The sequence below is a fragment of the Acholeplasma sp. ORD1043 genome (assembly GCF_057808485.1).
The window spans coordinates 69,081-87,620 of the sequence record NZ_JAQLOJ010000007.1 but is presented as its reverse complement, the minus strand read 5'-3'; the positions used below and the strand labels follow the sequence as shown (position 1 = coordinate 87,620).

Annotated in this window: 14 protein-coding genes; all 14 read right to left on the bottom strand. The window is 31.4% G+C overall.

Going from position 1 to position 18,540, the window contains the following annotated elements; all coding sequences use genetic code 11:
- Nucleotides 1-103: 103 nt before the first annotated feature.
- The 14 genes from PG914_RS03665 to PG914_RS03600 all read right to left on the bottom strand — a co-directional run bounded on the left by PG914_RS03665 (nucleotide 104) and on the right by PG914_RS03600 (nucleotide 18,530).
- Complete coding sequence (locus tag PG914_RS03665) at nucleotides 104-1,084, bottom strand: SHOCT domain-containing protein (RefSeq protein WP_488822355.1); 981 nt, start codon at nucleotides 1,082-1,084, stop codon at nucleotides 104-106.
- Between the two features lie 240 nt (nucleotides 1,085-1,324).
- Nucleotides 1,325-2,845, bottom strand: a complete 1,521-nt coding sequence (locus PG914_RS03660) for a glycoside hydrolase family 32 protein (protein ID WP_488822354.1) — start codon at nucleotides 2,843-2,845, stop codon at nucleotides 1,325-1,327.
- A complete protein-coding gene (locus PG914_RS03655; RefSeq protein WP_488822353.1) occupies nucleotides 2,842-4,236 on the bottom strand; it encodes a hypothetical protein in 1,395 nt (464 codons plus the stop codon). The genes PG914_RS03660 and PG914_RS03655 overlap by 4 nt, the downstream gene beginning before the upstream one ends.
- A 58-nt stretch (nucleotides 4,237-4,294) precedes the next feature.
- A complete protein-coding gene (locus PG914_RS03650; RefSeq protein WP_488822352.1) occupies nucleotides 4,295-5,254 on the bottom strand; it encodes a LacI family DNA-binding transcriptional regulator in 960 nt (319 codons plus the stop codon).
- Nucleotides 5,255-5,277: 23 nt separating this feature from the next.
- A complete protein-coding gene (gene xylB / locus PG914_RS03645) occupies nucleotides 5,278-6,738 on the bottom strand; it encodes a xylulokinase (RefSeq protein WP_488822351.1) in 1,461 nt (486 codons plus the stop codon).
- A gap of 60 nt (nucleotides 6,739-6,798) precedes the next feature.
- A complete protein-coding gene (locus tag PG914_RS03640; protein ID WP_488822350.1) occupies nucleotides 6,799-9,705 on the bottom strand; it encodes a hypothetical protein in 2,907 nt (968 codons plus the stop codon).
- 18 nt (nucleotides 9,706-9,723) lie between these two features.
- Nucleotides 9,724-11,814, bottom strand: coding sequence for a hypothetical protein (locus tag PG914_RS03635; protein ID WP_488822349.1), 2,091 nt, complete (start codon nucleotides 11,812-11,814; stop codon nucleotides 9,724-9,726).
- A gap of 24 nt (nucleotides 11,815-11,838) precedes the next feature.
- Nucleotides 11,839-13,353, bottom strand: a complete 1,515-nt coding sequence (locus tag PG914_RS03630; protein ID WP_488822348.1) for a hypothetical protein — start codon at nucleotides 13,351-13,353, stop codon at nucleotides 11,839-11,841.
- Entirely contained in the window at nucleotides 13,354-14,643 is a 1,290-nt protein-coding gene (locus PG914_RS03625) for a glycoside hydrolase family protein (RefSeq protein WP_488822347.1), read from the bottom strand.
- Entirely contained in the window at nucleotides 14,640-14,813 is a 174-nt protein-coding gene (locus tag PG914_RS03620) for a hypothetical protein (protein ID WP_488822346.1), read from the bottom strand. Before PG914_RS03620 ends, PG914_RS03625 begins: the two co-directional genes overlap by 4 nt.
- On the bottom strand, nucleotides 14,813-15,655 hold the full coding sequence (locus PG914_RS03615) for an ABC transporter ATP-binding protein (RefSeq protein WP_488822345.1): 843 nt from the start codon (nucleotides 15,653-15,655) through the stop codon (nucleotides 14,813-14,815). Before PG914_RS03615 ends, PG914_RS03620 begins: the two co-directional genes overlap by 1 nt.
- A gap of 9 nt (nucleotides 15,656-15,664) precedes the next feature.
- Nucleotides 15,665-16,540, bottom strand: coding sequence for an ABC transporter ATP-binding protein (locus tag PG914_RS03610; RefSeq protein ID WP_079560715.1), 876 nt, complete (start codon nucleotides 16,538-16,540; stop codon nucleotides 15,665-15,667).
- Between the two features lie 2 nt (nucleotides 16,541-16,542).
- Complete coding sequence (locus PG914_RS03605) at nucleotides 16,543-17,466, bottom strand: ABC transporter permease (protein ID WP_488822344.1); 924 nt, start codon at nucleotides 17,464-17,466, stop codon at nucleotides 16,543-16,545.
- Nucleotides 17,463-18,530: an ABC transporter permease gene (locus tag PG914_RS03600; RefSeq protein ID WP_488822343.1), complete on the bottom strand. Its 1,068-nt coding sequence runs from the start codon at nucleotides 18,528-18,530 to the stop codon at nucleotides 17,463-17,465. The genes PG914_RS03605 and PG914_RS03600 overlap by 4 nt, the downstream gene beginning before the upstream one ends.
- Between the last annotated feature and the right edge of the window lie 10 nt (nucleotides 18,531-18,540).

The window sequence follows — 18,540 nt, the reverse complement described above, 5'->3', positions numbered from 1 at the left end:
TACATACTTAACTTTTTATATACTTTCCCCAAAGTATTTGTTTGAAGCTTCTAATTTTAGAGTATCACATAAAGCATAAAAAAAGGAGAATAATTCTCCTTTTCTAAATGCCATCTAATTCTTGTTTCTTTTTACGTTCAAACTCACTATCTGTAATAACACCTTTTAGCTTTAATTCATATAGTTTTTCAAGTCTCATTAGTGCAATACTCTTTGATACTTCTTGGTGGAATTCACCTCTAACCTTTTTATTCCACACATGAGGACTTCTAATTATGAGACTAAATCCGATTAGGATCATCATGCTACCAGATAGGATTGCACCATAACCTAATTCAAATTCAATAATGCCAGGTTTTACGTTTTCAAGAACAATGATTGGTAAGCTAATAAAATACAGTAGCGCTAAGACTAAATGAATAATCCCAAAAGTCATTGATTTAGAATTTAATTTAGGATAATAAAGTGTGAAGTATGCAAAGATACTCATCAAGATTTGAATAAACCCAATTGTAGCTGGTATATAAAATGAAAGTGTATAATTCGGGCTAAAAATCAATTCAACCATTGATAGATTTAATTTACCAACTGATTGAGTTACACTAAACATTGGTAAGAAAAAGTATGATACAAATGCAATCACACCAATCATTAAAACTAACACACAAGAAAGAATGGCATTCAAATCATCTTTTGATAAACCACTGTAATAAACAGATCCAGGATAACTTAGGATTAAGATCAACATCGCTGTGAAGGTTGAAATGATCATACTTAAGTATAATTTATTATCAATGATGTTTTCTAAGTTAAAACCAAAGATAGTAATAAAAATGAATATAAACAAGTATTCCAAAAAGAATTTATAATTTGTAAACTTTTGGTACTTTGTTGTTACATCTTGAAATACTTTAAAGGTTAATAAAGCAAGTAAGACAAATGGTACACCTAAGACTAAAAAATCAATAATCTCTTGAGTTAAATTAAGGGAGGTAAAATTAACCATTCTTAAAATAAGCACAACAAATGCGTAAAGTGCAAAATATAACATAAAACGTTTATGGTTAAGTATATCTAGTAACATATGGTTATCCTCCATTCTTTATTTCTAATTAACTGATCTTTTTGTAAATTAGATTTTCATTATTATATATCTTAATTTTATAAAATAGATAGATTTTAACCGTAAAATGCGAATGAATGCGCATACAATTGTTAATTATGTGTAAACTTCTATAAAATAACACAAAAATACCTCCTATTTATAAAACTGTATTTCAATACTATACAGTGTTTACCTTTAGGAGGTATAGATAGGTGATGATTAAAATGGATTAGTTGGCATTAAATCATGAACAACTATCTTATTCATTTTGATTTCTTTAGTGTTTTCAAACTTAATTGCTGGCTCGTAATCAAGATAAAGTCTCTTAGATATTGCATATTTATCACCGATAAATAATTCAAGAATGCCTTTATCGATAAATAATCTTGATTTAAAAATTGAAACTGGCTTAATCTTAGTAAAATCTATTTTTTTGATACCTTTAGAATTACTATGAGTAGAATCAATAATGAGTTCTTCTTTATCATAATCTATATATAAAGATGTATATTGAGTTTCATTTTTTTTGTTATACAAGATAACTTTTAGGTTTTTCATTAAGTTAAATTCTATTTCAACAGCATCTAAATTAATCTTTGGTCTAAATCCTTCTTTATCAATCAATACATTATTAAATGATGTTGTTTGGTATCTTAATCTCTTTATTTCATCAATCGGTGCCATTTTAAACTCATCGTTTTCATACCAAACAGTTCTTGGAATACTATAAACACCAGACCAACCTTTATCTATTTCAGTTTCTAAATTAATGCCAAGCCAAGCCATGAAGATTTGTCGATTATTTTGATCCATTATTGCCTCTGGTGCAAAGAACTCTCTATTATATGATGAGAGTCTACCATGAAGCTCAGGATAAAAATGATCATCTTTATATGTTCCAACATAGTACTGACAACCAAAATTATGAGAAATGAATAGTAAAAGATGTTTATTAGATAGTTTACCACCTAGTCTAGTACTAGGAAGTGGTAAGAAAGATGCACACATACTATCTTCTGATATTTCGGTAAACTGATTTGTTCGATCTCGTTGGTAAAATCTATGTTTATATGTCCAATGAATTAAATCGTCTGATTCAAATAAACTAGCAAAATCCCCTTTATATTCTTCTTTAGAATCAAGGTTTCTTCCATGCTTATCAAGTACTTGAAGATTACCTGTTAGCATATAGTATTTACCATTGTGTTTCCAAATATTACTTGGGTCAGATGCACCAATTGATTCGACTAACTCACCTTGATCATTTTTAATATCAATATACCCAAATTCATCACTTTCAATGATTAACTCATCTCTTTTAACAAAGTCTTCAAATAATGGGCTAGATGCTTCAGCAATACCAATACCTGTGCCTTTTAATGAAGTGTGGTTTCTATATCCAATTGGGAGTTGCCAATAGGTTAAATAGGCAGTATCATTTTCAACAAACGCGCCACCTGAAAAACAACCACCAGTTGTATCTGTTGGTCCTATAGCATCTTTATGATGGCGCCAATGAAGTAAATCAGAAGTACTTAGATGTGCCCATTTATATCCAATCTCAACGTCTTCATATAAAAACATCATATGATATCTACCATTTGCATAAAACCCACCATTAGGGTCTCCTGGCAAACCATACTGATTTAATAAAGCTAAATGATATAGTGGACGATAAGGATCATTTAATAAAATATTCTTTTGTTCTTCAAATGCTAAAATTCTTTGTTTAGTTGTCATAAGTCACCTTCTTTTAATTGAACAACTGCTTCATGGGGTGTTAATACTTTAAAGTTTCCTTGAATACTATAAAGACTCCCCTTACTTAGCCTAACGGCAAGTGTTAAGACTTTCCCCTTTAACTCATTTATTTTTTTACTCTTAAATTTAATAACATGTGATGCATCATCCCCACTAAACCTTACTGAATCTTTAAAGTTATAGCCTTGAATTGATTTACCATATGCATCTTTAATGCTAAAGAATGCATAATCCGCTTTTAGATTAACTTTTAGATCTCCACCTTCATAAAGTAACGGTTTAGTGATGATCAATCCATTCTTATTCGTATCAAGACTCATAAATCCGTCTTTTCTCATCGAAAAGACACTAATTTTACCATGTCCAGGTGTCGTATAACCATGAGGTTCATCAGTGCCCGAGATATAGTATCTGTCTTCATCTTTTAAAGAAATCTTATAAGATAAATAGGCACACATCATGTTTGATTCTTTAGGCAATAAATCATCTCTTAATGACCTTTTAAAGATGATGCCATCTTCACTGTAGGCAAGTTGAAGTAAGACATCACCACCTTTAAATTTATGTCCAGGTAAGCTTGATGTACCGAGTGAATTTGGTGTGCTATAAACCGAAATGAATCCAATATAACCAAAACCTTCACTTTCCATCATGTATGAACTATACATGTCAGCAAGACCATTGTCCAATCCATCAGTAGATAAAACAACCAACGGTTTTGTATAATTTTTAAAATCTTTTGTAAAAGATAGACTAATCCTTCTATCGGTATGTGCTGGTCTTTTATAAATCGCATATTTCTTATATTTTTTATGATAAATAATAGACATTGCATAATCTGGTGCATCACCACCTTCATGCCAAACTAAATTGGAATCTAATCTAAAATTTAGTCCATCATCTGAAATAAAAGTTTTAGCAATATGCTCATTATGCTTATTTTTATATAAGGCTAAACAGATGTACTTAAAATCTTTGAATGTGTTTTTTAGTTCAAAAAACTGACTTTCACTGTATTTTAAATCATCTAAATCTTGAGGTAATGTTTGATTAAATAGTATTTTGTTAGGATAAGGAAAATATGATTCGCTTGCAACAGCATAAAAATTGATACCATCATCACTCATTGCCATTAAAGGGAGGTTATGATTCATCTTTTGATAATCAACACTCCAACCTTGGTAATACATGACATATTTTTTTAATTTCTCAATATAAAAAACAGAAGGATAAGCCCAAGATAAGCTGACAACTTCACTAGATGGATCAATATAAGGTGTTTTAGATATTAACTTAAACTTGTTTACTTTTCTTTTAAAATTCTTTTTAATACTTAAACCATTATCATCAAAAAATAGAATTTTTTGCATATTTTTTCCTTGGATAACCCAAAAAAGAGGTTATCAACCTTATGAATTTTTTAAGTAGTTATCGAATAATTAGTTCTGGAATAATCTTTATATGTTCGTTTGGTAATTGATGATGATCAAGTCTCTTTACAATGTAGTCATAAATTGCATGATAAATCTCATCAATTGGTTGTGCAACTGTTGAAATCTTAAGTAGTTTAAACCAATCAATATCATCGAAGCTAATAATTTTAATATGTTTATATGAGTCATCTAATTCAGAAATCGCACTAATTGTATTTAAGCCGAATGTATTAGTACCGGCGATGATACCATCTGGTTTTTTCTTAATGATTTCTTCTTTAATGACATCTTTAATTGAATCATTTGGTGAGAACTTATAAATATTTTGTTCATTGTAATGAATTTTATGTTCTTCGTGTGCTTTGATGTAACCGATTGAACGGTGTGGTGTATGTCTAACATTAACCGATAATAGGAAGATGTTATGACATCCTTGATTAATTAAATGATTGGTTGCTAAAAAAGCACCATGAGCATCATCTACAGTTAAACTACCAATATCATCATATGGCTTTCTAAATAGTTGTAGAACTAAGATATTTCTTTTTAAGGCAATATCAACGAGATCTCTGTTTCGATCAGAGGTTGGAATAAAAATGATTGCCTTGGTACGATACGACATTAAAGATAGAAAGTTTTCTCTTTCAATATCTGGATTTTCAAAACTATACGTAATAATAACTTTATAATTTTGTTCCCTAAAATCTTTAACTAGTTTTTCTAAAATTAAACTATAGAAAAAGTTATTGATGTCGGAAATAATGATACCAATAGTATTACTATTTTCATATCTTAAAATTCTTGCATTTTCATCTGCAACATAACCGTGTTGTTTAATTGTTTCTTCGATTAGGGTTCTGTTCTTTTCAGAAACATAACCCTTCTTTCTAATTACTCTGCTCACTGTAGATGGGGAGACATTACAGATTTTCGCAATTTCTTTTATGTTTATCATTTTAATACTCCTACGAATGATAACTAAATTATTTGAAAATATTCTTTTAAAGCTGGATAAAGTTCTAGATAATTTATGTATTTTTTATGATACAACTCAACATTATCTTTATTTGGTGCGTATTTTTTATGGGTTGGTATGAGTTTTTCACATGCCTCATCAAAACTCTTGTAAACATTAAGACCTATCATTGCTGTAATGGCAGCTCCAAATGCTCCACTTTCTGGATTGTCTGGGATTTCCACTTCAGCATTGAAAATATCTGCAATCATCTGACACCAAATTTCATTTTTAGAACCACCACCGGTGACTCTAATTCGTTTAATATCAATTTCTAAATCTTTAATCCTATCATAACAAGATTTTAATGAAAAGGTAACACCTTCAATTAATGCACGACTTAAATGCATCTTCTTATGATTGAGTGACATTCCCACAAATGTAGCTTTTGCAAAAGGATCATTAATTGGGGTACGTTCACCACTTAAATATGGTAAGAAATATACTGTATCTTCAATTGGTGCATGTATTATATCATTAAATATATCATCATAAGGCATGTCTTGATAAAAATTCTTTTTCCACCAACCTAAAGCTCCAGCTGCTGATAATGTTACACCCATTAGGATATATTTATCATTCACATGAGAAAAGGCATGTAGATACGTTTGGTAGTCAATTTTTGGTTCATCAGTTACTGCAAGTACAACCCCACTTGTTCCAAGTGAGATATTTAAGTCGCCATTTTTAATAACATTAGCACCAACTGCAGCCATTGCTTGATCTCCACCACCAGCAATTACTTTAACATCTTTTATAAAGCCAATGGTTTCTTTTATATTCTTTAAGATAGTACCTGCTACATCATATGATTTTAATATAGTTGGTAATTGATCCTCATTTATATGGGCGATAGTTAATAAATCTTTACTATAAGTGTGCTTTTTTAAATCATAGAATAATGAACCACTTAGATCACTCACCTCAGATACAAATTTACCTGTAAGTTTATAAACTAAATAGTCTTTAGGTAACATGATTTTGTTGATTCGATTAAAATTTTGTGTTTCATTTTTCTTCAACCATAACAATTTTGGTAGTGTTAAGCCAGTAACTGCAATATTACCTGTTTCTTTAAGTAATTTTTCTTTAGTTATAATACGATTTAAAAAATCCACTTCACCAAATGTTCTTTGATCATTCCAAAGCATTGCTTTTCTAATGACTTGGTCATTTTCATCAAGTATGACTAAACCATGCATTTGACCAGAGATACCAATAGATTCAATATCTTTTTCATAGCCCTTTACTAGACGTGTTAAAACGTCAACCATTGCATGATACCAGACTTCAGGATCTTGTTCACTCCAAGTTGGTTTTGGAATATCTGGTTCATAAGTATTTGATTCAGTTCTGATGATTTTACCTTCATTAACTAAAACCGCTTTTAAACTGCTTGTACCTAAATCAATCCCAATATACATAGCTAATTCTCCTAATGGACATTAAGGGAAGTTTGACCTTCCCTTAATGGTTAATATCTTTTATTTCTTTTTAAACTTAATAAATTTGAATGTTACAAATGCACCTAATCCAACAACTGCAGCTGATCCTAAAACAATTGAGATAATCAATACTAAGTCATTTGAGTCTTCTGTTATTGGTTCTTCAACTTCTACTGCAACAACAGTAATTGTTCTAACTGGACTCATGATGCCATCCATTTCAGCTTTGATTTGGTATGTACCTACTTCGGTTGATGAGAATGTAAATGAAGTGTTACTTTGACCAGAAACTAAAACATCGTTAACATACCATTTAACTGTTTCAAATGTCGCGTTATATGGGTTTCTGTTAATTGAAATAATTGCTGATTCTTCAGTTGTGATCTCACTTGTATTAGAAGTTAAATTGATTGATTCTAATGGAATTTCAATTACAGGAGGTGCTGTAACTTCTGAACCATCTGGAAATGTTTGTTGTAATGGAGCGATTAACAGGTTATCGTATTCCATATTTGAGTTCCAGCTTCTAAAGCCGAATCCACCAACAACATCACTTCCTAAGTAACCTTGGATCATCTTATGTTCGTTAATATAAACAGTAATATAACCACCAGTTTGAACATAAATTGCTACTTGAAATTTAGTTCCTGGTAGGATTATTAAATCAGGGTTGAATCCTCCACCTAATTCAGCACTCTTTGAATCCATTAATTTTACACCACTACTGTGGAACACGTTTACAACTGTACCACCAGTACCAGCATCTGTTTTAATTTCTAAGTCATTTCTACCTTGGCCATTAGTTACTCTAAATGATAATCCACCAATATGTTCAGTACCATCTTTATATGTACCCATATCTTGCATTTGAATAATGTATGTGAATTGTGCAAGATCATCTGGACCAATATAAGATGCATTATATTTATTCGTAGATGCTGATCTTACTGATTTACCATATGCATCAAACACGAATCCATCGCCTTCATGTGCAAAGTTTGGAAGTTGTTGACCTGGTGTACCAGAGAAATCTAAGTATAATGATTCATTTTCAATTGCATCGTAATTTGATTGATAATCACTTACAACATTCGCACGCTTTTCAATAGTTGTAATTAATAAGTTATCTACATAAGCTTTAGTATTCGCAGTAAATAAACGATATTCAACATCAGTTCCAGTCATTTCAATTGCTAATGTATGTTCAATTGTTAGTAATCCATTTAAATAAACTTTAATAACTGCTTGGCCATCTGCAAAATCAATAGAATAACCTAAGTTGAATGTTTCAGTTGGAATTGGAAGTGTATCTACTTTTCCACCTTTTAATGGTTCATTGTTGTGAACTAACACATCGCCATCTCTAGAAATTCTAGTTACAAACGAAGTCTTGTCTGCACTTAAAACAACATCAACATAAATTCTTGTTGTAAAGTTCATGTAGAAGCCGACTCTTGATAAACCATCTTGAGGGATTAATTCAAATTCAGCTGATACATAATTTTGTGGGTATAAACGTTTGATAAATGGTTCTTTCCAAGTAGTATCTGTATCAACCATTAATCTTGGACCATTTGGATCTTTTAATTCGTATAATTCATTTCCTAATTTTGCTGTATTAAATGATTCAGCTACTAAGATGCCATCAGGAAGTACCACATCATCTAATATGATACGATTTGTAATTTTAGCTGCGTATGTAATATCAAATGCAGATACTTCTACTGCATCGGCAGTTGCAAATAATCTTAATTCTTCATAGTTTTGATAAACTCTTGCAGCAAACTTAATTCTTAATACATCATCAACATAAACTTCAAATTGTTCATTGTCACGAATAACTTTAACTTGATAAATAACATCTGCATTTAATGTAATTGGGTTTGCAATAATTCCACCTTTTTGTACATTTGTACTGTCTGAAATGATTGCACCATCATCTTTAATTAAGAATTTTCCTTTACCATCTGCTTCTCTTACTAATTCAAATGATAAAATACCATCTAAACTACCTTCTGTAACTGGTAATTTAAGATCAAATCCAAAACTACCGACCGATGTAGCTTTAAATTCAACATCAAAGTTATATGAACTACGTTTGTTAATAATTAATGATTCATCAGTTACTTTACTCATTTGTAAGTTAGCTGATTTAGAAACTAATACATTATTTTCAACGACTAAACCTTCATCGCCTACTTTTTCACCATATAAACCATCTGCACCAGTAAAGTCTGCTTCAAATAGTGTTTCACCTGGTAAGTAATAAATTTCTTCAATTGGTGCTGATTCTTTTACGACTAAGTTGTCAATTTCAACTTGTGTAAATCCATCTGTGTCATAGTGGAAGAAAAATGCACCAGTTGGTGTTTTAGCGCCTTCTAAAGCGGTCTTAATGATTAGTTCATCATTAATATAAAACTCGAATTGGTTTTGATACTTAATCACTCTAACTGTATATGTTACATTGTATTCCATCACTAGAGCACCAGGTACTAAACCACCTGTATCTGCTGTATTATTGTAAATGTTAATGCCCATATCACCGTTTTTAATGATTGCATAACCTGAATCACCAACAGCTTTTTGTAAGTTAAATTCAGTATTACCACTATCAAATAAACCAACAAACTGAATACCAATGAATCCACCAGTACTTTCATTCGGGAATTTATAGTCCACTGTGAACTCAAAGTTTTCATTCCACGTTAAAGCTGGGAAATCGTTGGTTTCATAACCACCGGCTGATGCACCTTTTAGAATTCCATTTTGGACTTTCATCCCACCGCCAACACCTGGGTTGCCAAAGGCTACACCATCAGCAATATCATTGAAGTTTTCTTCAAAAATAATATCACCTGGCGCAGCATATACACTATTTATGTTAAATACTACAAAGACAAATAGCAATAACCCTGATAAAAGTGTACTAAATATTTTTTTCATATCTTACTTTCTCCTATTTTATTTATCAAATATATTTTCTGTTGAAGCTAATTTTGAAACATAAACTTGACTAAATTCTACCCCTGAGCCTTTTGCGATTAACCCTAATTCAACACTAGGTCCAATTAATGAGGTTCTTCCTACTAAGGCAAACTCATTATTAATAAATAATTCTAAATTTGATCTATCAATAACAAGTTTTAGATTTATATCAACCATTTGATCATCCCCAATTCTAATCTTGCTGCTAATTGGATGGTATAAATCCATTAAATTCTGAATCGAAATATAAGTGCTACCATTCTCCCTAGATACAATAACTTCGTATGTTTTACTGTTTTGTTTGATAACTACTCCAGCATATGAAGCACCTAATTCAAACTTGATTTTCGCATCAACAAGCGATCTTTGGTATGTGCCGCTAAATAACAGTTCATTAACGTTAGAACCTGTTGATACGATTGAGTTTTCATTTTGATTAAAAGTTCCTTGAAGAATACCAACTGCCCCTGGTTCATATTGGTATATCTTTCCTCTATTTAAAATCTTTTGCATATGGGTATCAAGTCTAACACCTAAAGTACCATCTGCTCTTTGGAAAACTTCATGGGCAATATTAATGTATCCACCCCAGTTGCCTTGATTATATGTTTGTGGTAACCAGCCATATAAATAATACTTGTCTTTGATTTGTACAAACTGAGCCGCTGCCAAATCTTCACCATCTAAGACATGTTTTTCCTTTTTACTCCAATCCTGCTGATCAATTGGTGTATCTAAATCTCCAATCCAATAACTTGGACCACCAACGTGATGGGTTGTAATACCTGTTTCGCTCGCAAGTAAATACCATCTTCTGCCAATTTTCATCATTTGAGGAACTTCCGGTTCACCTGCTTGTGCGTTTGGATATCGTCTTAATTCAAATGCATTAGTCTCCCAAGTTTCACCAGTATTCGTTTTGGATGTTAACATACCGATTGCACTATCTTTTAGTTGTTGTGTGTTGGTGTGATAATAAAGTGCAACTAATCTGTATCTATCAATATCTGGATCATAGAAGACATATGGGTCTCGACCACCCGAAGGGAATGTCTCATATGGATGATATGCTTTATATCCAGTTAAGAAGTCACTTGTTACTGAATAGCCGCCAGACCAATGAATTAAATCATTACTCTTTGAACTTCCCATGGCATTATGCATTCCAAAGTATGAACGATATACACCTGAGTGTTGATCCTTATAAACACCTAATGCATAGTAGTTTGATATCTCAGGGGGATTTGTATCATCTAAATATAGTGGCGTCGGTTCATATGTAATCATGTTTTTACTGATTAAAAGTTCTGTTTTCCATGAACCACCAGTTTTTAAGTAAAACATATACATTTGATTATTTTCATAGAATGGATGAACATCCCCAATATATTCACCCTTATGGTTATAATGCAGACTTGTTTCTATTTGTTCTAAATAATCAACTGTTGGGTTCCAAGAAACCTTCTGACCAGACCCATCTTTTGTTTCAACAATAAAATATAGACTATCTCCTTGATTTAAATCAAGTACATCTTGATGATAATACCCTTCAAGATCAGACCCCTTTAAATCGCTAGAAAGACTAGTTATATCAATTGTTTCACCATTTAATTTAAGTGAAACCGTAACGTCAAACTCTGATACTTCTGCCATCGAATATTTGCCTGATACAGTTACTCTGCCTTGAATTGGTGCGACAAACTTACGAACAACTTTATGATCAACAGATGGCATCATAATGTTTTGATTAAGAATTGCTTCATCATAACTAAAGTATGCATTTGTTGAATCATAAGTCATATCAATAAATTCATCATCAACTAGTACTTGATAGAACCAGTGATTATAACCTTGTTCTTCATTTAATATATATCCATGATGTGCTTTATAAGTTTGTTTACCCGTTAATAATGGATATTTTTCAGTTTTCTCTTCTTCATATAGTTCACTGTAATCATCAAGCACTTCACCTGGATTAGGTTCTTTGTCTTCATCTTTTTTAACGTCACAGCCAACAACGATAATGCCCAAGGTAAATAGAATGATTAAAGATAAAAACTTTTTCATATCACACCTCCTTTTTAATTTATTTTATTTTGATGCACCGTAACTATAAACTTTTAAATCTCTAACAGTTAGATTACCGTTGTTTACAAAGAAACCAATTTTATCTCCCGTTAAATCATACATTCTAGCAGATAATGCTATTTTGTTGTTAACATATAGTGATAAAGTTTCGTTTTCAACCAATACATCAATGTAATACTTCTTTGTTTTTATACGTTCTAATGTGTTAAATAAGCCATTAAAGAAACTAAAGTTAGTTTGGAACTTATTGACATAGCCAAAGTTTAGGCCATTTGTTTGGTGGTCAAAAACATAACCATAAGCATCTGTTGTTTCATCAATTGCTTTAGGTAAGACACCAAATGAAACATTATTTCCGCTAACTTCTAACGTGGCAGATAATCTATAACTACTAGGTAAACTTTGATCTATAATTTCAATTTCATTTCGATTGTCTTTATTTGATAATGAGATGACATCACCGGTATAAATTAAGTCTTGGAAGGCAGAATATCCACCTTCTGTCATACTGACGTTTAAATCCCCGTTTTCATCTTGAGTTAACTTGTGAACCATTAAGTTTCCACCCCAGTTAACTTGTCCATTATCAACACCATTTGATTTAGTCGGAATCCAACCAAATAAATATCTATTTTTATCATCTGCAAAACTTTTGGCAGCATAGTACCCTCTACCATCTAATTGAGTATTGACCGGTGTAATCCAAGGGCCAGTTAAACTTTTTGATTTAACATATCTAGTTGCAGCAAAATCTGAATAAATTAAATACCACCAATCACCGATTTTGAATAAGTCAGCACATTCAATAAAATGAATTTGATTGGTTTGAAAGAATGGTTCAGGTTCAATGGTCCAATTCATTAAATCACTAGATTTATATAATGCTAGTGATGCTGAACCTAATGCTTGTTTGTATTTGGCTGAGATAATCATCCAATACATTTGATCATCTGGATTATAAAATACAAATGGATCTCTAAAGTCAACATCTTGATAATATCTAGTATCTGCATAGAAAGTAAATTCTGGATCTTTTTCCCAATTGATTAAATCCGTACTTGTTGCATGCATAATAGCTTGTTTACCAATATGGGGATTATGACCAGTATAGAAAATATGATGTGTTTCATCTTTAGTAATGACTGATCCTGTAAAAACATATAGATCAGGATCTGTTGAAGACCCTCGTGATAATACTTCACCATGACCTTCATAGTTTACAAAGTTAGTTGTTGTTAATAAATTCCAAGGTACACCTTCACCAGGTAATACACCGCGATGATCATATAGATAATACAAATAATATTGATTATTGTAATAGTATGGAATGATATCAGCGATTGCACCTTTTGAATCTCTTCTATACATGAAGTTTTGAACTTTTGAAAAATCAACATCAATCAATTCTTTTTCCTCCGGAATATATTCCTCAAATTCTTCTTCTTGACAGCTAATCAATAAAATTGAATATAAAGCTATTAGAAATACTAAGTAAACTCTTTTTTGTAGTTTTATCATTTACTCTAACTCCAATACTTCTATAAATTTAAACATCTGACGATCTTCATTAAGGATTAAATAATCATCTTTCAACCTTGAATCAATTCTTGCTGCCAAACTGTATTTGTCATTTAGAAAACACTCAATGATATCTTCATGAATAATAATTTCTAAGTTAATTTCAGTTACGTCTTCTACCCTTGTTTTAGAAAACACTTTTTCATCATGCATGATTTTTAGTTCATTTTGATCAATTGTTAACTTAACATTTGATTTTTCGAATCTTAATGTTAATTCACTTAATTGATTTTTGATGTTGATGTGTGTTTTATCCGTTTTTAAATTGATTTTTGTTGGTTCATTAAAATTATTCTTTTCAAATACTTTAACTTCTGAAAATTTGTTAAGCAGTGGTGATTTCTTAATATATAACTTACCTTCTGTTCCAACATAGATTTCTCTAGGTATACTTAAGGCACCACCCCAATGATTTCCACTATGTTGTAGTGGAATCCAACCATAAACTAAATTATGATTGTTAAAGACTTCAACTTGGGCTGCGCATAAGTCTTCTCCATCTAACATATGTTCAGTCTTTGTTTGCCAGTCTTGTTCAAGAATGTCTTTATTTTCTTCACCGATATAATAAGTTAAGCCACCGACATGATGATCTGTTCTTCTAGCTAAACTTACGAATAAGTACCAACGGTTATCAAATTTGATAAACTGAGCAACTTCTGGTTCACCATGATAACCATCTTTATATCGAATAAGTTCTTTACTGGTTTCTTCCCAAACATCTAACTTTTCAGTTTTAGATGTTGTTATAGAGATTAAACAGTCCATGACAGCATCATCATGTTTTACATAAGTGGTTGCTATCATTTGATATTTATTTATATCCTTATTAAAGAATACAAATGGGTCTCTAGATGATTGATATCCATTAATTGGAATATCAATATCACCTTTTTCCCAATGAATTAAGTCTTTACTCTTAGAACTACCAATATATGTACCAGCACCATAAAATGTATAAAACAGATCATGATATTTAGTAATAGCTAGTACGAAATATTCAGTATTTGATGGGTTATTAGGATTATTTATAATCTCTACTTTTTCAAATGTTGATAAATCATTACTTCTTAGTAGTGCTGATGAATACTTTCCATTTGTTTTTAGATAGAACATATAAAGTTTTTGATCATAATAATATGGGTGTACATCACCGATAGGTGTTTCTAGCACATGGTGCAGATCATTTATCTTCACTAATTTCTTTAAATCAATTTGAAATGGACTCATTTTTTCATTTCCCCTTTAATTCTTTTAAAAGAAACGATTAATAGAGTTAAATTAGTAAGAAGTGAAAAAACTGAAATGTACCATTCAGCAGAAAACATATCTACCCACAGAATAAAGAATAAAGATAGTAAACCAAATGCAATTGATAATCTAAGAACTAAACTGTTCATCAATAAGATTCCCCTTCAATTTCAATATCATCAAATGTATTGAGTGTTGGATCAGGTATTGGTACTGCACGAATTAATGCTTTTGTATAATTGTGTTGCGGATTTTTTAAAATAATTTCAATATTACCAGTTTCAACAACTTCACCCTTATACATAACAACGATTCTACCTTCTTGAGCGATGAATCTAGCGGTTGCTAAGTCATGGGTTATATAAATAAATGTGACACCCATTTTTTTATTTAAAGTATTCATTAAGTTTAAAATTGATAATCTTAATGAAACGTCAATCATACTTACCGGTTCATCTGCCACAATGATTTTAGGATTTAGTGAAATTGCTCTTGCCATTAAAACACGTTGTCTTTGCCCACCTGATAATTGGTGAGGAAATTTATCTAAGAATCGATCGACTGGGACTAATCCTATTAGTCCCATTAAATCTACAATCTTTTCATCAATTTCAGCTTTTGTCATTCGTTTATTATATGTTTTAATTGGTGCGTATAAACTTTGATAAATTGTTTTAACTGGGTTTAATGCTGCATATGAATCTTGTTGAATAAACTGAATATTACTGTTGTGAACTTTTTTATTAATCATGCCGGTAAATCTCTTACCTTCATAATAAAGTTCACCACTGGTTGGTTTAATTAAACCTGTAATAATACGTCCAATCGTTGTTTTACCACTGCCAGACTCGCCAACAACAGCTATGATCTCACCTTTGTTAATTGTTAAATTGACATTTTTCAATGCTTGAAAGGTTTTATTTTTACTCATAAAACCACTCTTTTTAGTGAATATCATGTTTATATCATCAAGTCTCATTAATTCTTCCATTGTTGGCACCTACTTAGTTTTTGGTTTTAGTCTACTTAAATCAATTGGTAATTCATCATAAATTTTAAAGTCTTTAACATCACCGATAAGTGATGGTGTAGACTCAATAAGTCTTCTTGTATATGCATGTTGACTCTTTTTAAAGACATCAAATGTTGTTCCGTATTCCACCAGTTTACCGTTATACATGACACCAACATAATTTGCATATTTTGCTACAATAGCAATATCATGGGTCATTAGTAACATGGTGATACCTAATTCTTTATTAATTCTTCTTAAGATTTTGAAAATATAATCTTGAGTAATAACGTCAAGTGCTGTTGTTGGTTCATCTAGAATGATGAGTTCTGGTTCTAACAATAAACTAAATGCAATCATTACTCTTTGTTTCATACCACCTGATAATTCATGTGGATATGAATTTAATACTCTTTCATAGTCAAGTTTGACATATTTTAATACTTCGATTGTTCTTTTTTCGACATCACTTTTTGATAAGTGTGGTTGATGTTCGATTGCTGTTTCATAGAACTGATCAAAGATTGTCATAACTGGATTTAATGTGTTTTGAGATGCTTGGAACACCATCGATACTTTTGACCATCTAAAATCTTTAATACCGTGATAATCCAGTTCATCGATTCTTATACTTTCATCCTTAGTGTGCATTGTAACTGAACCGTTTGAAAGTTTACCAGGACTACTAATATTTTGAAGAATAGCATTAGCTAGTGTTGTTTTACCACTGCCTGATTCTCCGACTAGAGCAGTAATTGTTCCTCTTTTAATATCAAAGTCAACATTATCAACTGCACAAAGTGTATATTTCTTCATGAAATATTCGATTGTAATATTTCTCATTTCAATGATGTTTTCATTCATAGTTAGTTCACCTTCAATCTAGGATTTAAGAGTTCATCTAATCCATTGGCAAATAATAATGCACCAACTTGGAATAAAACAACTGCTACTAATGGTTTTAATAAGAATGCTAGAGCATCTGGGTTAATTAACCCTTGAACACGGGCTCTATGAATCATAGCACCCCAGTTTGAAGGTTCAAATGCTGCTAGACCTAACATCATAATCCCAACACTACCTGTAATTGCTGATTTCATAATCATAACAAAGTTAACGATGACATATGAATAAATATTAGGTAGTAACTCTTTAAAAATAATATGGGTTTGACTCATATTCATGACTTTACATATTTGAATAAAGTCACGTTCTTTTAAACTCATGATTTGGGCTCTAATGGCACGACATAATCCAGCCCAGTTCCAAATACTTAATACTAAAGCAAACGTTAATGCATCTTCAATTGTAATAAGCTGTGCTAATAATAAGAGAATTGGAAAGCTTGGAATAGTTAAGAATAAATTCGTAATACCTTGAATGATTTTATCTACCGTACCACCAGCAAAACCGGAAATAATTCCCAGTGTCACACCAATACAGACTGTAAAGATGGCTGTGAGTAAGGCAATTGATAATACATTACCTGCACCAAAGATTAATTGTCTAAATATATCTCTTCCAAGTTCATCGGTTCCTAACCAATGTTCTAATGATATTGGTGCATATCTATTTTCCCAATTGGTTGCTTGATCATAAGGGAAAATCATTGGTCCAAAGATGGCTAGTAAGACAAATACTGCAAGAATGGTAAAGCCTATGGCTGTTTGTTTATTACTATAAATACTTTGGAACATTTGTTTGATTTTTGACCAAATGCTTAATAAAAACTTTTTGAGGTTTGACATAAATTCAGGGAATTTAGGAGTTTGTGCATTTTGATTTGTCATTCTGAATCCCTCCTAATTCTTGGGTCAATAAATGAGTAAATTGAATCAGCGATTAAATTAACAATAATTACCATGACACTGGTGAAGAAGAGAATCCCCTGTACAACAAAGAAATCTCTTGAACCAATTCTTGCTGATAATTCTGAACCAATCCCTGGATAGTTAAAGATACTTTCCATCAATGGTGCACCACCGAATAAGATACCAAAGGATACTGCCATCGATGTAATTAAAGGAAGTAATGCATTTTTATGTAAATATTTTTTAGCAATAACTCTTTCAGAAACTCCACGGGCTCTGGCTGCCATGATATAGTCTTCACCTAATACACCAATTGCACTACCTCTCATGAGCATTGCCCATGAACCTATTTGAGATATGACATAAGCTAGTACAGGTAAGAATGCATGATGTAAGACACTTAAGATGAAACCAATATTTAAGCCTGGATCAAATTTAATATCGTAGTTCCCAGAAGGTGGGAATAATCCAAAACGATATGCAAAGATTGAAACAAGTAATAACCCGATTAAATAATCTGGTATAGATGTCGAAACAACAATAAATGAGAAATACACTTTATGTTTCTTACCATCTCTTTTTCTTGCCATTGAAGCTCCCATCTTAGTTCCGATTAAGAAGCTAATTAAGAGTGAAACTGAAGCAATAAATAATGTCCACGGGAGTAGGTTTTTAATAATTAGGTTGGCAGTTATTGCTTCAGTATACAAACTTCGTCCAAGTTCACCTCTCATGATTCCACCGAAATATCTTGCAAATTGCAGGAAGATATTTTCGTTTGGATCATAATTTAACATCATAACTGCTAGTCTTCTAGCTTCTTCATAAGGAATATTTCGCTGACTAGCTAAATTGAGTGCATAGTTGTGAATAATATCCCCAGGAATTAACCTCAAGACAAAGAAAATCAGTATGGTTGCAAGAAATACAGTAATCAATGCAACGCCTAATTTAACGAATAAAAATCGATATTTGTATAAAAAGTTGGCTATTTTATTCATTACTTGAATTGGTTTTTTAGCCTGATTAGAATTATTATTCATAATTCACTCC

Coding starts and splice junctions, on each gene's coding strand:
- PG914_RS03665 (WP_488822355.1), bottom strand. CDS start 1,084: ATGTTACTAGATATACTTAACCATAAACGTTTTATGTTATATTTTGCA.
- PG914_RS03660 (WP_488822354.1), bottom strand. CDS start 2,845: ATGACAACTAAACAAAGAATTTTAGCATTTGAAGAACAAAAGAATATT.
- PG914_RS03655 (WP_488822353.1), bottom strand. CDS start 4,236: ATGCAAAAAATTCTATTTTTTGATGATAATGGTTTAAGTATTAAAAAG.
- PG914_RS03650 (WP_488822352.1), bottom strand. CDS start 5,254: ATGATAAACATAAAAGAAATTGCGAAAATCTGTAATGTCTCCCCATCT.
- xylB (WP_488822351.1), bottom strand. CDS start 6,738: ATGTATATTGGGATTGATTTAGGTACAAGCAGTTTAAAAGCGGTTTTA.
- PG914_RS03640 (WP_488822350.1), bottom strand. CDS start 9,705: ATGAAAAAAATATTTAGTACACTTTTATCAGGGTTATTGCTATTTGTC.
- PG914_RS03635 (WP_488822349.1), bottom strand. CDS start 11,814: ATGAAAAAGTTTTTATCTTTAATCATTCTATTTACCTTGGGCATTATC.
- PG914_RS03630 (WP_488822348.1), bottom strand. CDS start 13,353: ATGATAAAACTACAAAAAAGAGTTTACTTAGTATTTCTAATAGCTTTA.
- PG914_RS03625 (WP_488822347.1), bottom strand. CDS start 14,643: ATGAGTCCATTTCAAATTGATTTAAAGAAATTAGTGAAGATAAATGAT.
- PG914_RS03620 (WP_488822346.1), bottom strand. CDS start 14,813: ATGAACAGTTTAGTTCTTAGATTATCAATTGCATTTGGTTTACTATCT.
- PG914_RS03615 (WP_488822345.1), bottom strand. CDS start 15,655: ATGGAAGAATTAATGAGACTTGATGATATAAACATGATATTCACTAAA.
- PG914_RS03610 (WP_079560715.1), bottom strand. CDS start 16,540: ATGAATGAAAACATCATTGAAATGAGAAATATTACAATCGAATATTTC.
- PG914_RS03605 (WP_488822344.1), bottom strand. CDS start 17,466: ATGACAAATCAAAATGCACAAACTCCTAAATTCCCTGAATTTATGTCA.
- PG914_RS03600 (WP_488822343.1), bottom strand. CDS start 18,530: ATGAATAATAATTCTAATCAGGCTAAAAAACCAATTCAAGTAATGAAT.